We start from the raw sequence: 13,380 nt of genomic DNA on the forward strand, positions 1-13,380 counted from the left end.
CAATGACTGGGAAATTGGCATTCGTCGCGACGACGGGACTAATCGGTGCAGTCGTCTTTCTGGCGTTGGGCATCGGACTTTCCCGACAGGATTGGGCCAACGCAAGACATTTGTGGGGTGCCATGCCGTCCACCTGCGGATCGACCGCATCCACCAGACAGCAGGTTACCCTGCCCTTCGCCGCCGGCGACAGTCTGGCGATCGACCTGCCGGCTTCGGTCCACTACCAGCCGGGGGACAAGGCGGAGACGATCGTGAGCGGCGATCCCGCCCTTCTCGACCACGTGCGGATGGACGGCGGCAAATTGAGTTTGGATTGTGATCCGGGCTGGCTTGAATCCCGGCTCGATGTCAGCTTGTCGGGACCGGCGATAACCGAATGGAAATTACTCGGCAGTGGAGATCTTACCTTGTCGGAGATCAATCAGCCTCGGTTGCGGCTGAGCATCCGCGGCAGCGGCAGCGTTGCCGCGACGGGAGCCACCGAAACGGTCGGCCTGAACATCTCCGGTTCGGGCGCGGCGCGGCTCAAAAACTTGACCGCGAAATCCGCGCAGATTGAAGTTCGTGGCAGTGGCGACGTGCAACTTACTGCGCAGTCGGATGCAGACGTCTCGATTTCCGGAAGCGGAAATGTCGAGCTGTTCGGTCGCCCGATCTTGCGGCGTTCCGAGATCAAAGGCAGTGGCCACATCGAGCAAGTGCCGTAGCTCCGCCAACTCGCGCCCTACTCCTCAAAGCGGCTCGTCGCGTCACGGTCGCGGTCGTATCGCCTCTTGAGCGGAAACGGCGGCAGCCAGGACTCGCGACGGACAGTCCAGAGTTCATAGGTTGGCATCAGCTGGTCAGGGGCATCCAGAGATCCTAGGCTCACTTCGATCTCGTCTGCGGTACGTGCGAAAACGGACGAGCCGCAGCGGGGACAGAAAAACCGCCCGGCGTAGTCGCGTGTTTCGCCATCGATCGTCACTGCATCCTGAGGGAAGATCGCAGAAGCATGAAAAAGGGCACCATGATGCTTTCGGCAATCGAGGCAGTGGCAAATGCCGACCCGGTACGGGAGTCCCGACGCCACAATGCGGACGTTGCCGCACAGGCAACTGCCTGTAAAACGATCCATATTGCGTCTCCTCTAAGATCAAGCGGGCGGGAATAATCGGCTTTATTATACAGCTATCCTCGGAACACGTCGCTTTGCATATGCTACCCTCGCCGATAGGATACCGCGCTCGAGGCGAGCACACCTGCCACGTTCCCCGAATGTCAGATGACGGAGATCACCATGAACGACAAGCCATCCGTGCTGCGGGAAACCGATGACGAGGCACGCAGGCAGGCACGCATCTTGCTGCGCTCCGCCCGCTATGCGGCCCTCGCCGTCATCGATCCGGAGACCGGCTTCCCATCCGTCAGCCGCGTGTTGACCGGTACGGATATCGACGGCGTACCGGTCATTCTGGTCTCCGGCCTTTCAGCTCATACCAAGGCATTGTCGAAAGACCCGCGCGCTTCAGCCCTCTTCGGCGAGCCCGGCAAGGGCGATCCGCTCGCCCATCCACGCCTCAGTGTTCAATGCAGCGCCGAGCGTGTCGATCACGGAAACCGTCTGCACGGACGCATTCGTTCACGTTTTCTTGCCCGCCATCCCAAGGCGAAGCTCTATGCCGACTTTTCGGATTTCTGCTTTTTCCGCCTCGTACCGCTTGCCGCCAGCCTGAATGGTGGTTTCGGAAAGGCCTATATTTTGCCGGGTGACGATCTGATGATTCTTTCGGCAGCGAACGAGGTGCTTGCCGAACAGGCAGATGCGACAGTGCGAGAATTACTAGCCCACTACCCAGATATCGTCACAACCATTGTGGGTAGACTGAGGGGCTCCGGTGGCAAAAATTGGCGTATTTGTGGCTTAGATATGGCAGGAATCGACCTAATTTGGGGAGATGAGGCCCTGAGATGGGAATTCAACCCGCCTTTAGGGGAGCTGTCGGACGCTCATACATACATATCTAAAATAGCATACTCGATACCTTAAATTTAGGTATATACAATCTTTGGCCTATATTGGTATTGTTACTTATCGGATTAACTCGCCGATTAGAAATATCGCAATTTCTGATGTACGCTCCGCATTAGGAAGATTAGAAGATGAAGACAAGAAATTTGGCCGAACACTCCAACGTGGCGGCAGCATTATTATCTGCAATGGCGAACCCGAAGCGCCTCATGATTCTTTGCAGCCTGGTCAAGGGTGAAGTTCCGGTTGGCGTATTGGCCAACCAGGTGGGGCTCAGCCAATCTGCACTTTCCCAGCATCTTTCGAAGCTGCGTGCCCAGAAGCTGGTGAAGACCCGCCGTGACGCCCAAACGATTTACTACTCCAGCACTTCGGACTCGGTCATTCGGGTTCTGGAAACGCTGGAAGACATTTATTGCGAACCGGAAAAAAGTAGATCGGCTGCTTAATAGCCAAAATTGGCTCTAAGTATCCGAGGCAGGATCTTTTCGGAAAAGATTATTCCAACCTTAAGATCCGGCCGCTTTCATTACCACATATATAATTGATTTGGCTGGCAAATTTCCCAATTTGCCAGCCTTTTCGCGTTAGGCGCTCACCCTTGGATTAGCCCATGCGGCAAGGTGGCATCGCTGCGGGCAGCAATATATCGCACGAGACAGAACCAAAATGAAACCACGATGGACCACCCGTCATCTTCGGCGCCCACCTTTGTCTTGACGCCAAGAGGCCGGCTGATAATTTGACCGGGCAGTAAATAATCACGCGGTTCCACGCCGCGATCGGGAAATGGCCCCCGAATGGCCATGGAGAACAGCATGTCCGACCGTTTGAATGCCACCCCCAACGATCTGCGCGCATTTTGGATGCCGTTTACCGCCAATCGCCAGTTCAAGAAGGAACCGCGCCTCTTCGTCGGCGCTAAGGATATGTATTATACCACCCATGACGGGCGGCAGGTACTGGACGGAACGGCAGGCCTGTGGTGCGTGAATGCCGGCCACTGCCGGCCGAAGATCACTGAGGCCATTCGCCAGCAGGCGGGCGAACTCGACTATGCACCGGCCTTTCAGCTCGGCCATCCCAAGGCCTTCGAGCTGGCGAACCGGCTGGTGGATATCGCGTCCGAAGGCATGGACCATGTTCTTTATACCAATTCGGGTTCTGAATCGGTCGAGACCGCACTCAAGGTGGCGCTTGCCTATCATCGCGTGAAGGGCAACGGCTCGCGCTTCCGCCTCATCGGCCGCGAGCGCGGCTATCACGGCGTCAACTTCGGTGGCATCTCCGTCGGCGGCATCGTCTCCAACCGTAAGATGTTTGGTACGCTGCTCACCGGCGTCGACCATATGCCCCACACGCATGTTCCCGGCAAGAATGCCTTCACCCGTGGCGAACCCGAGCACGGCGGCGACATCGCCAGCGAGCTGGAGCGTATCGTCACCCTGCATGACCCCTCGACCATCGCTGCCGTCATCGTCGAGCCGGTCGCTGGTTCCACCGGCGTATTGATCCCACCGAAGGGCTATCTGCAGAAGCTGCGCGAAATCTGCACCAAGCACGGCATCCTGCTGATCTTCGACGAAGTCATCACCGGTTTCGGCCGCCTCGGCACCCCCTTCGCCGCGCAATATTACGACGTGAAGCCGGACATGATCACCACAGCCAAGGGTCTGACCAACGGCGTCATCCCGATGGGCGCGGTCTTTGTGACTTCGGAAATTCACGACGCCTTCATGCAGGGACCCGAGCACATGATCGAGTTCTTCCATGGCTACACCTATTCCGGCAACCCGATTGCCTCTGCCGCTGCTCTCGCCACGCTCGATACCTACAAGGAGGAAGGCCTGTTGACGCGTGCTGCCGAGCTTTCGGACTACTGGGCCGATGCGCTGCACTCCCTGAAGGACTGCCCGAACGTCATCGACATCCGAAACACCGGCCTGATCGGCGCCATCGAGCTCGACCCCATCGCCGGCGAACCCACGAAGCGCGCCTTCACTGCCTTCCTCAAGGCCTACGAAAAGGGCCTGCTGATCCGCACCACCGGCGATATCATCGCGCTCTCGCCGCCGCTGATCATCGAGAAGCACCATATCGACGAACTCTTCGGCAAGCTCAGGGATATCTTGCAGAATAATATCTAGTTCGACTTTTCATGGGCGCTATCCGATCCGCGAACTCGAAAAATTCCCTCTCCCCGCCTGCGGGGCTATGGCATTCACACATTTAGAATTGCCTATGGAGTGGAGTTCTGATTCTTCTGCAAAAAGCAGGAGAATTAAGCGATGGGTGATTTGGGCCTGGGACGGTTTGGCGACCGTCGCTTGGAAAAAGGGGGGTGTTCTTGCTGGAGCGCCTTGTTGAGACGGCTGGCCAGGGGATGCGGGTGCGCAAGCTCGGCGGCAATCGGGCTGGAGAGATCCGCTTGAGCCGGTTTTTGCGCAATGATGCGGTTGATCCGCAGGCGATGATCGATGCGGCGGCGTTGCGCACGGCCAGCCGTTGCGCGGATCGGCATATCTTGGCCATTCAGGATACGACGGTGGTGCGCTCCGGCGGCGGTGGCGGTCTTTACCTGCATGCGATGATCGGGGTCGATGCGGATGATGGCGCGATCATCGGCGCGATCCATGGGCAGTTTTTAAGCCGCGACAAAGGCAAGCGCGGCACGCAGCGCGCGCGTCCGATCGAGGAGAAGGAAAGCTATCGCTGGCTGGAGGGCGCCGACCGCGCCGCGCAGGTTTGCGCGGCCGCGCGCCACATCACCGTCATCGCCGACCGCGAAAGCGATATCTACGAGGCCTTCACCCGACGGCCCGCCAATGTCGATCTCGTCATCCGGATGGCTTGGGATCGCAGCTTCGGTAAGGACCAGCCGTCGCTGTTGGCCATGGCGGACGCCTTGCCGGTTGCGGCAAGCCTGGCCTTCACGCTGCCGGCCAAGCCGGGCCGCAAAGAGCGCGACGCGCAGTTGGCGATCCGCTTCAGTGCGGTGACATTGCCGCGCCCGAAGAATGGCATCTACAACAACGTCCCGGATGGTGTGCGCCTCTTTCTGGTGGATGTGCGCGAGAGCGCACCGCCGCCGGGCGAGACGCCGATCCATTGGCGGCTGCTGACAACCTACGAGGTGTCGGATGCAGGCCAGGCGGCGGCGGTCATCGCCCTTTATCGCCGCCGCTGGGCAATCGAGCAATTGTTCCGCACCCTGAAGACGCAGGGCTTTGATATCGAAGCCCTGCGCATCGAGGACGAGGTGCCGCTGAGCAATCTAGTGATGGCCGCCTTCGTCGCGGCCGTGATTGTGCAGCAACTGGTGCATTCGCGCGACGGCGCTCCTCCGGGCGGCGCCTTGCGCCCCATCGAAGACGCCTTCGAGCCGAGCGACCGGCCGCTTCTGGAAGCCTTCAGCGCCAAGCTGGAGGGCACGACCGCCAGACAGAAGAACCCTCATCCCAAAGGCTCGCTGGCCTATGCCGCCTGGGTCTGCGCCCGCCTCGGCGGTTGGACCGGCTACTACGGCAAGCCGGGCCCAATCGTCATGCTCGACGGCTGGCAACAGTTCCAAGCAGCCAAGCGCGGCGTATCCCTTCTCCTCTCCGCTTGCGACTATGTGTGAATCTAATAGGCCTGCGGGGAGAGGGCTAGGGTGAGGGGCTTTCCACGGGGACAATAAAATGCGGGGGCCGGAGCTAAAGACGACACACCGCGCGCGCAGCCTCCGTCAAGCCGAGAACGATGCCGAAGCAAAACTTTGGTCGGAAGTCCGAAACCGACGACTAAACAATTTCAAATTCGTTCGGCAGTTTCCGATTGGTCCATATTTCGCGGACTTTGCGTGCCGCGAGCGGTGCCTTGTTGTCGAAATCGACGGCAGCCAGCATGTGGATAATAAACACGATGGAGTTCGCGATGAGTTCATGATTGCCGAAGGCTGGTCAGTTGCCCGCTTTTGGAATGTTGATGTGTTAACATCTATGCCCTCGGTTCTCGAAACTATCGTGGCTATTTGTGATGGCAGATTAACCGAAGCTGTGTTGGCTCGCGATTTTAAGTTTCTTCCGGCAGCATCTCTGAAATAGCCCCTCACCCCCGCCCTCTCCCCGCATGCGGGGAGAGGGAGTCTGTCGAGACTCGCGGAACCGAGAAACACTGCTCTATCAACAAATTCGGACAGATCCCCTCTCCCCGTAAAACGGGGAGAGGGCTAGAGTGAGGGGCGACACGGAATCACAGCGGATGTGGGAAAAACCATGACCACCAAACTCGAACGCTATATCGACCAGGGCGTTGGCCGGGAGCCGGCGGATATTGTGCTCAAGGGCGGGCAGTTCTTCGACCTGGTGACGGGGGACCTCGTCGACTCGGATATCGCCATTTGCGGCGATCGTATCGTCGGCACCTGCGGCACTTACAAAGGCAAAACCGAAATCGACATTTCCGGCAGAATTGTTGTCCCGGGCTTCATCGACACGCATCTGCATATCGAATCCTCGCTGGTGACGCCGCATGAGTTCGACCGCTGCGTCCTGCCCTACGGCGTGACCACGGCGATCTGCGATCCGCATGAGGTCGCCAATGTACTTGGTACGGAAGGTATCCAGTATTTCCTGGATTCCTCGTTGGAAACCATCATAGACATCCGCGTCCAGCTCTCATCCTGCGTACCCGCAACGCATCTGGAAACATCGGGCGCCGATCTGCCGATCGAGCGGCTCCTGCCCTTCCGCGACCATCCAAAAGTCATCGGCCTGGCGGAATTTATGAATTTCCCAGGCGTCGTACACAAAGATCCCATCTGCATGGCCAAACTCGACGCCTTCCAGGGCGGCCATATCGACGGCCATGCGCCGCTGCTGCGCGGCAACGACCTAAACGGCTATCTCGCCGCCGGCATCCGCACCGAGCATGAATCGACCACTGCCGAGGAAGCTCTCGAAAAGATCCGCAAGGGCATGCATATCCTGGTGCGGGAGGGTTCGGTCTCCAAGGACCTGCACGCCCTGATGCCGATCCTGACCGAGCGTCTGTCGCCCTATCTGGCGCTTTGCACCGACGATCGCAATCCGCTCGACATCGCCGAACAGGGTCATCTCGATTACATGATCCGCACGGCCATCGCCCACGGCGTAGGCCCGCTGGCGATCTATCGCGCTGCCTCGATCTCGGCTGCCCGCGCCTTCGGCTTGCTTGACCGCGGCCTGGTGGCACCCGGCTGGCGTGCCGATCTCGTCATCATCGACAGTCTGGAGAACTGCAAGGCGGAAATCGTTTTCTCGGCGGGCCGGCGCGTCACCGCGGAGCTCTTCGCCACCCGCAAGCCGGTCGAACCTGTCGGCCTCGACAGCGTCAGGGCACGCCCGATCAACGCCGCCGATTTCGGCGTGCCGGTCACCGACGGCGAGAGCTCCGTCATCGGTGTCACCCCTGGCAAGATCATCACCGAACATCGCCGTTACAGCCTGCCGGTCAAAGGCAACCAAACCGATATCGACCTCGGCAATGACATCATCAAGGTCGCCGTCATCGAGCGGCACGGCAAGAACGGCAATCATGCCAATGGTTTCGTCCAGGGTTTCGGCCTGAAGAAGGGTGCGATCGCCTCGACGGTCGGTCACGACAGCCACAATATCTGTGTCGTCGGCGTCAGCGAGGACGACATGGCCCGCGCCGCCAACCGCCTTAGCGAAATCAACGGCGGTTTCGTCGTCGTCGAGAACGGCATCGTCACCGGCGAAATCGCCCTGCCCGTTGCCGGCCTGATGAGCCTCGAGCCCTATGAAAGCGTGCGCGATACGCTGCATCATCTGCGTCAGGCGGCTTACGCCCTCGGCGCGACACTGGAAGAGCCCTTCCTGCAACTCGCCTTCTTGCCACTACCGGTCATCCCGCATCTGAAGATCTCGGACCGGGGCCTTGTCGATGTCGACAAGTTTATGCTGATTGGGTGATCATCCCACCTGCCCGCAGAACACATCCAACGCCGCAAGAGTCACCACCTCGCTGGCATGGGCCGTCGCAAAGCCCGGCATCGGCACGGTCTTCGTCACCTTGATCCCCTTTGGCAGAGCAACCTTTACGGGCTTGCGAGACAGGTTGAAGACAAAGAGCAGTGTTTCACTGCCCTTCTTGCGAGTGAAGGCGAGGACGTTCTCTTTGGTATCGAGGAATGTCATGTCGCCGTCGACGAGCGCTGCGTGCTGCTTTCTGAAGGCGAGCGTCTCGCGATAATGGTGAAGCACAGACTGTGCATCCGCCTGCTGCTTGTCGACGGCGAGTGCAGCGTGCTGATAAGGCACCGGCAGCCACGATTTCTCCGCCGTGGTGAAACCGGCATGGACGCGGCTCGCCTCCCAAGGCATTGGCGTGCGGCATCCGTCGCGGCCCTTGAACGCCGGCCAGAAGCGGATGCCGTAGGGATCCCGCAAATCCTCGTAGGCGAGTTCCGCCTCGGGCAGGCCCAATTCCTCGCCCTGATAGAGGCAGATCGAACCGCGCAAGGTGGACAGCAGGGAAATCGCCAGCTTGGCAACATGCGGTTGTTCGGCCTCCGTTTCGGCAAAGCGGCTGACATGACGATGGACGTCGTGGTTGGAGAAGGCCCAGCAAACCCAGCCGTCGGTGACGTTCTCCTGGAAATCGCTGACGCAGCGACGGAAATGTTTCGGCGTGAAATCCGGCCCGAGGAGATCGAAGGTGTAGCACATATGCAGCTTGTCGCCGCCGCTGGTGTAGGCGGCCACCGTCTGCAGCGAGCGAGCGCCGTCGCCGACTTCGCCGACCGTCGTTCGTCCCTCATACTGATCGAGCAGCGTGCGGAAACGCTTCAGGAAGCCGATGTTTTCCGGCTGCGTCTTGTCGTGAAGATGGTTCTGCATGCCATAGGGATTGCTTTCCGGCGCATCCAGTCCGCCAGTGGCAACCACGGCCGGCGGATTGTCCCTCAGCTTCTTGTCGCAGAAATAATAGTTCACCGTATCCAGCCGGAAACCGTCGACACCGCGATCGAGCCAGAACTTGACCGCCGCGAGCACGGCATCCTGGACGTCGCCATTGTGGAAATTCAAATCCGGCTGCGAGGTCAGAAAATTGTGCTGGTAATATTGCCGACGCACGCCATCCCATTCCCAGCCCGGCCCGCCGAAGATCGACAGCCAGTTGTTCGGCGCCGTGCCATCCGGTTTCGGATCGGCCCAGACATACCAGTCGGCTTTGGGATTATCGCGGCTCGCCCGGCTCTCGACGAACCAGGGGTGGCGATCCGACGTATGCGAGATAACTTGATCAATGATGACCTTGAGGCCGAGCGCATGCGCGGCCGTCATCATCTCATCGAAATCGGCGAGCGTGCCGAAGATTGGATCCACATCGCAATAGTCGGCGACATCGTAACCCATATCGGCCATGGGCGAAGTGAAGAACGGAGCCAACCAAATGGCGTCGACCCCGAGTGAGGCGATATGCGGCAGGCGCCGGGTGATGCCCTTGATATCACCGAGCCCGTTGGCATCGGTATCCTGAAACGACCGCGGATAGACCTGATAGATCACCGCACCGCGCCACCAATCGGCTCCCGCCGCTTTGCCCGTTGATTTCATGAGACAATCCGCCCTGATTTCCTATCGCTTTTCAGATCGCACACTAAGCCTTGGGCGGCAAGCTGCAAACCGAACGAAGCATGAAGCCCAGGATTGCGTAAGCAAAAATTTGTGAAGTGGTTTCGGAAAACTGCCAAGGTGGATATTCACAACCATGAGCCATGCCTCGCTTTGGGACTTGAAAGCGACGTTGCTTCGGATAACTTGCGACATTGACCTGCACGTACAGGTCACCTGCGGGATCAAAAACAGCCTTGAAAAACAAGGCCTATAACACCAGAAAGGTGGGGAAAGATATGACTCATTTCACCAAAAAATTCATCGCATCGGCCTTCATAGGCACCCTGTTGAGCGTCTCCGCGCATGCCGCGACCCTCAATATCCACAATGGCGGCGACCCTACGTCGCTCGACCCGCAAAAAATTTCCGGCGACTGGGAAAACCGCATCGACGGCGATATTTTCGAAGGCCTGGTGACGGAAGATCCCAAGGACAACCCGATCCCCGGCCAGGCAGCAAGCTGGACCATTTCTCCCGATCAGAAGGTCTATACCTTCAAGCTGCGTGACGGCATCAAGTGGTCCGATGGCCAGCCGGTAACGGCTCAGGACTTCGTCTTCGCCTTCCAGCGCCTGATGGACCCGAAGACCGCCGCCCAATACGCTTACCTGCAATATACGATCCTGAATGCGGAAAAGATCAACAAGGGCGAAATCAAGGATCTCAGCCAGCTCGGCGTCAAGGCGATCGACGACAAGACGCTGGAAATCACGCTCGAAAACCCGACCCCCTATTTCCTCAACGCTTTGATGCACTACACGGCCTATCCGTTGCCAAAGCACGTTGTTGAGGCAAAGGGCGACGACTGGGTCAAGATCGGCAACATCGTCACCAACGGTCCCTACAAGCCGACCGAATGGGTGCCGGGCTCGCATGTCAGCAACGTCAAGAACGATCAGTATTATGACGCCAAGGACGTAAAGATCGACAACGTCAACTTCTATACGCTGGAAGATCAGGCCGCAGCGCTGAAGCGCTACCGCGCCGGCGAATTCGATATCCTGACGTCTTTCCCCGCCGACCAGATTGAATGGATTCGCAAGAACCTTCCTGATCAGGCGCATGTGGTTCCGTTCCTTGGAACCTATTATTACGTTCTAAACGCCACAAAGCCGCCCTTCAACGACAAGCGTGTCCGCCAGGCCCTCTCCATGGCCGTCAATCGCGAAGTCATCGGGCCGAAGATCCTCGGCACCGGCGAACTGCCGATGTATTCCTGGGTACCGCCGGGCACGGCCAACTACGGAGAGCCGGCCTATGTAAGCTGGAAGGACGAGCCCTATAGCCAGAAGGTCGAGGAGGCCAAGAAGCTGCTCAAGGAAGCCGGCTTCGGCCCCGATCATCCGCTTAAGGCGCAGCTCCGTTATAACACCAACGACAACCACAAGCGCATCGCTGTTGCGATCGCTGCCATGTGGAAGCCGCTCGGTGTCGATATCGAGCTCTACAACACCGAGACCAAGGTGCATTACGATGAAATGCAGCGCGGCCAAGTGGAAATCGGTCGTGCCGGCTGGCTCGCCGACTACAACGATCCGATCAATTTCCTGAACCTCCTGTCGACCGGCGTCGAAATGAACTATGGCCGCTGGAGCAACCCGCAATATGACGCGCTGATCAAAGAGGGTAACGAGCAAACCGACCTGAAGAAGCGGGCCGAGGCCTACAAGAAGGCCGAACAGCTTGCGCTCGACGACAGCGCCGCGATCCCGATCTATTACTACGTTTCCCAGAATATCGTAGCTCCGAAGGTCCAGGGCTTCGTGGATAATATTCAGGACATTCACCGCACTCGCTGGCTGTCCATCAAAGAATAAATAGGAAAAGGCCCCGCCTGCTCTTGCCGGGCGGGGCCTCAACGCACCCATGTTTCGCTACGCTCTCCGTCGCTTGCTGTCGACAATCCCCGTTCTGTGGATTGCCGTGACAGTGTGTTTTTTCATCCTGCGCCTCGCTCCCGGCGGCCCCTTCGATGGCGAACGGCCATTGCCGCCTGAAGTCAAAGCCAACCTCGCGGCCCACTACAATCTCGATAAGCCGCTGGCAGAACAATATCTGATCTATGTTGGCGATGTGCTGAAGGGTGACCTCGGCCCCTCTTTCGCCAACCAGGATTTCACCGTTACCCAACAGATCATGTCGGGCTTTCCCTACACGCTTACCATTGGCGGCGCCGCCTTCGTTCTTGCCACGATCATCGGCGTATTCATCGGCTGTCTTGGGGCGCTCTACCAGAACCGGAGCGCCGACTACTGGCTGGGCGGGGGGCTACTCATCGGCCTGGTGATGCCGAGCTTTCTGATCGCCCCTATTCTGCAGCTCGTCTTCGGAAATACGCTTGGCTGGCTGCCGGTCGGCGGCTGGGGTAACGGCTCGATCAGGTTCCTGATCCTTCCGGTCGTCGTTCTGACATTGCCTCATGCCGCGCGCATTTCGCGCCTGATGCGCGGCTCCATGATCGAGGTGATGAACCAAAACTTCATACGCACTGCCAAGGCCAAAGGCATCGGCCCCCGCCTGACCGTCATGCGCCACGCGCTGAAGCCGGCAATGATGCCTGTCGTCTCCTATCTCGGACCGGCGGCAAGCTACCTGCTCACCGGTTCGCTGGTGGTAGAAAGCATCTTCGGCCTTCCCGGCGTCGGACGCTATTTCGTCGGTGCTGCGCTCAACCGTGATTACGGCATGGTGCTCGGCACGGTCATCTTCTACATGGTGCTGATCGTGTTCCTGAACCTGCTCGTCGACATCACCTATGCCTGGCTCGACCCGAAAGTGAGAATGCGATGATCCTCAACCCCGCAAAACGAGAATTGCTGGAAGCGGAGTTGCTCTCCGCCGAGGGACTTGCGCCGAAGGGCCGTTCCTTGACCGGCGACGCGATGCGTCGCCTCCTGCGCAACAAGGCAGCTGCGCTGTCGCTCATTGTGCTGGCGCTGCTGGTCCTCATCGCCATTTTCGGCCCGAGCTTCCTTCCCTTCAACTACGAGGATCCGGATTGGACCTCCTTCCGTGGCCCGCCGGATTTCGCCGCCGGCCATTATTTCGGTACCGACGGCAACGGCCGTGATCTCTTAGCGCGCACGCTCTACGGCACGCGCGTCTCGCTGACCGTCGCGCTCGTCGCCACCCTGGTCTCGGTTATCATCGGTGTGCTTTATGGCGCTGTCTCGGGCTATTTCGGTGGCCGTGTGGACGCCATCATGATGCGTTTCGTCGACATCATGTACGCCCTGCCCTACGTGCTCTTCGTCATCCTGCTGATGGTGATCTTCGGCCGCAACGTCTACTTGCTGTTTGCGGCGATCGGTGCGCTGGAATGGCTGACCATGGCGCGTATCGTGCGTGGCCAGACACTCTCCATTAAGCAGCGGGAATTCATCGAAGCAGCGCGGGCCTCCGGCCAGCGATCGTTCAAGATCATCCTGAAGCACATCGTTCCGAACCTTGTCGGGCCGGTCGTCATCTATGCGACGCTCACCATTCCCGAAATCATCGCCACGGAAAGCTTCCTTTCTTACCTCGGCTTCGGCGTACAGGAACCGTTGACCTCACTTGGTACGCTGATCGCCGATGGCGCGGCCGGCATGGAGACCACACCCTGGCTCTTGTTCTTTCCCGCCGGCTTCCTTGTCGCCCTGCTGATGAGCTTGCTCTTCATCGGCGACGGCTTGCGCGACGCTTTCGATCCGAAGGATCGCTGAC

Annotated in this window: 12 protein-coding genes; 10 read left to right on the top strand and 2 right to left on the bottom strand. The window is 59.0% G+C overall.

The genetic code is table 11. From position 1 onward, the window contains the following. Positions 1 to 2: 2 nt before the first annotated feature. A complete protein-coding gene (locus tag CCGE525_RS14265; RefSeq protein WP_120704846.1) occupies positions 3 to 710 on the top strand; it encodes a GIN domain-containing protein in 708 nt (235 codons plus the stop codon). A 17-nt stretch (positions 711 to 727) separates the two neighbouring features. Here CCGE525_RS14265 and CCGE525_RS14270 read toward each other — a convergent pair whose 3' ends face one another. Further along, a complete protein-coding gene (locus tag CCGE525_RS14270) occupies positions 728 to 1,120 on the bottom strand; it encodes a GFA family protein (RefSeq protein WP_120704847.1) in 393 nt (130 codons plus the stop codon). Between the two features lie 162 nt (positions 1,121 to 1,282). Here CCGE525_RS14270 and CCGE525_RS14275 point away from each other — a divergent pair, with 162 nt between their 5' ends. The 6 genes from CCGE525_RS14275 to ade all read left to right on the top strand — a co-directional run bounded on the left by CCGE525_RS14275 (position 1,283) and on the right by ade (position 7,968). After that, a complete protein-coding gene (locus CCGE525_RS14275; protein ID WP_120704848.1) occupies positions 1,283 to 2,032 on the top strand; it encodes a HugZ family pyridoxamine 5'-phosphate oxidase in 750 nt (249 codons plus the stop codon). 113 nt (positions 2,033 to 2,145) lie between these two features. Further along, positions 2,146 to 2,463 (top strand): ArsR/SmtB family transcription factor, encoded by a 318-nt coding sequence (locus CCGE525_RS14280; protein ID WP_028751732.1) that lies wholly within the window; start codon positions 2,146 to 2,148, stop codon positions 2,461 to 2,463. A 369-nt stretch (positions 2,464 to 2,832) separates the two neighbouring features. Then, complete coding sequence (gene aptA / locus CCGE525_RS14285; RefSeq protein WP_120706412.1) at positions 2,833 to 4,161, top strand: omega-aminotransferase AptA; 1,329 nt, start codon at positions 2,833 to 2,835, stop codon at positions 4,159 to 4,161. A gap of 194 nt (positions 4,162 to 4,355) precedes the next feature. Then, on the top strand, positions 4,356 to 5,636 hold the full coding sequence (locus tag CCGE525_RS14290; RefSeq protein WP_245472019.1) for an IS4 family transposase: 1,281 nt from the start codon (positions 4,356 to 4,358) through the stop codon (positions 5,634 to 5,636). 58 nt (positions 5,637 to 5,694) lie between these two features. Next, positions 5,695 to 6,099: an endonuclease domain-containing protein gene (locus CCGE525_RS14295; RefSeq protein ID WP_120704849.1), complete on the top strand. Its 405-nt coding sequence runs from the start codon at positions 5,695 to 5,697 to the stop codon at positions 6,097 to 6,099. Positions 6,100 to 6,270: 171 nt separating this feature from the next. After that, positions 6,271 to 7,968, top strand: a complete 1,698-nt coding sequence (gene ade, locus CCGE525_RS14300; RefSeq protein ID WP_120704850.1) for an adenine deaminase — start codon at positions 6,271 to 6,273, stop codon at positions 7,966 to 7,968. Here the strand turns inward: ade and bglA are convergent, their stop codons facing one another. Then, a complete protein-coding gene (gene bglA, locus CCGE525_RS14305) occupies positions 7,969 to 9,615 on the bottom strand; it encodes a beta-galactosidase BglA (RefSeq protein ID WP_120704851.1) in 1,647 nt (548 codons plus the stop codon). 296 nt (positions 9,616 to 9,911) lie between these two features. Here bglA and CCGE525_RS14310 point away from each other — a divergent pair, with 296 nt between their 5' ends. Genes CCGE525_RS14310 through CCGE525_RS14320 form a run of 3 tightly spaced genes read left to right on the top strand, consistent with a single transcriptional unit; the run spans position 9,912 to position 13,379 of the window. Further along, positions 9,912 to 11,492 (top strand): peptide ABC transporter substrate-binding protein, encoded by a 1,581-nt coding sequence (locus CCGE525_RS14310; protein WP_120704852.1) that lies wholly within the window; start codon positions 9,912 to 9,914, stop codon positions 11,490 to 11,492. Between the two features lie 49 nt (positions 11,493 to 11,541). Then, positions 11,542 to 12,465, top strand: a complete 924-nt coding sequence (locus tag CCGE525_RS14315; RefSeq protein WP_120704853.1) for an ABC transporter permease subunit — start codon at positions 11,542 to 11,544, stop codon at positions 12,463 to 12,465. Further along, positions 12,462 to 13,379, top strand: coding sequence for an ABC transporter permease subunit (locus tag CCGE525_RS14320; protein ID WP_120704854.1), 918 nt, complete (start codon positions 12,462 to 12,464; stop codon positions 13,377 to 13,379). The genes CCGE525_RS14315 and CCGE525_RS14320 overlap by 4 nt, the downstream gene beginning before the upstream one ends. The last annotated feature ends 1 nt before the right edge of the window (position 13,380 follow it).

The sequence above is a fragment of the Rhizobium jaguaris genome (genome assembly GCF_003627755.1).
Classification (GTDB): Bacteria; Pseudomonadota; Alphaproteobacteria; order Rhizobiales; family Rhizobiaceae; genus Rhizobium; species Rhizobium jaguaris.

Excerpts from the sequence above, each read along its gene's own strand:
- CCGE525_RS14310 (WP_120704852.1), top strand. The coding sequence starts at position 9,912 with ATGACTCATTTCACCAAAAAATTCATCGCATCGGCCTTCATAGGCACC.
- CCGE525_RS14280 (WP_028751732.1), top strand. The coding sequence starts at position 2,146 with ATGAAGACAAGAAATTTGGCCGAACACTCCAACGTGGCGGCAGCATTA.
- bglA (WP_120704851.1), bottom strand. The coding sequence starts at position 9,615 with ATGAAATCAACGGGCAAAGCGGCGGGAGCCGATTGGTGGCGCGGTGCG.
- CCGE525_RS14265 (WP_120704846.1), top strand. The coding sequence starts at position 3 with ATGACTGGGAAATTGGCATTCGTCGCGACGACGGGACTAATCGGTGCA.
- CCGE525_RS14315 (WP_120704853.1), top strand. The coding sequence starts at position 11,542 with ATGTTTCGCTACGCTCTCCGTCGCTTGCTGTCGACAATCCCCGTTCTG.
- CCGE525_RS14320 (WP_120704854.1), top strand. The coding sequence starts at position 12,462 with ATGATCCTCAACCCCGCAAAACGAGAATTGCTGGAAGCGGAGTTGCTC.
- CCGE525_RS14275 (WP_120704848.1), top strand. The coding sequence starts at position 1,283 with ATGAACGACAAGCCATCCGTGCTGCGGGAAACCGATGACGAGGCACGC.
- aptA (WP_120706412.1), top strand. The coding sequence starts at position 2,833 with ATGTCCGACCGTTTGAATGCCACCCCCAACGATCTGCGCGCATTTTGG.
- CCGE525_RS14270 (WP_120704847.1), bottom strand. The coding sequence starts at position 1,120 with ATGGATCGTTTTACAGGCAGTTGCCTGTGCGGCAACGTCCGCATTGTG.
- CCGE525_RS14295 (WP_120704849.1), top strand. The coding sequence starts at position 5,695 with ATGCGGGGGCCGGAGCTAAAGACGACACACCGCGCGCGCAGCCTCCGT.
- ade (WP_120704850.1), top strand. The coding sequence starts at position 6,271 with ATGACCACCAAACTCGAACGCTATATCGACCAGGGCGTTGGCCGGGAG.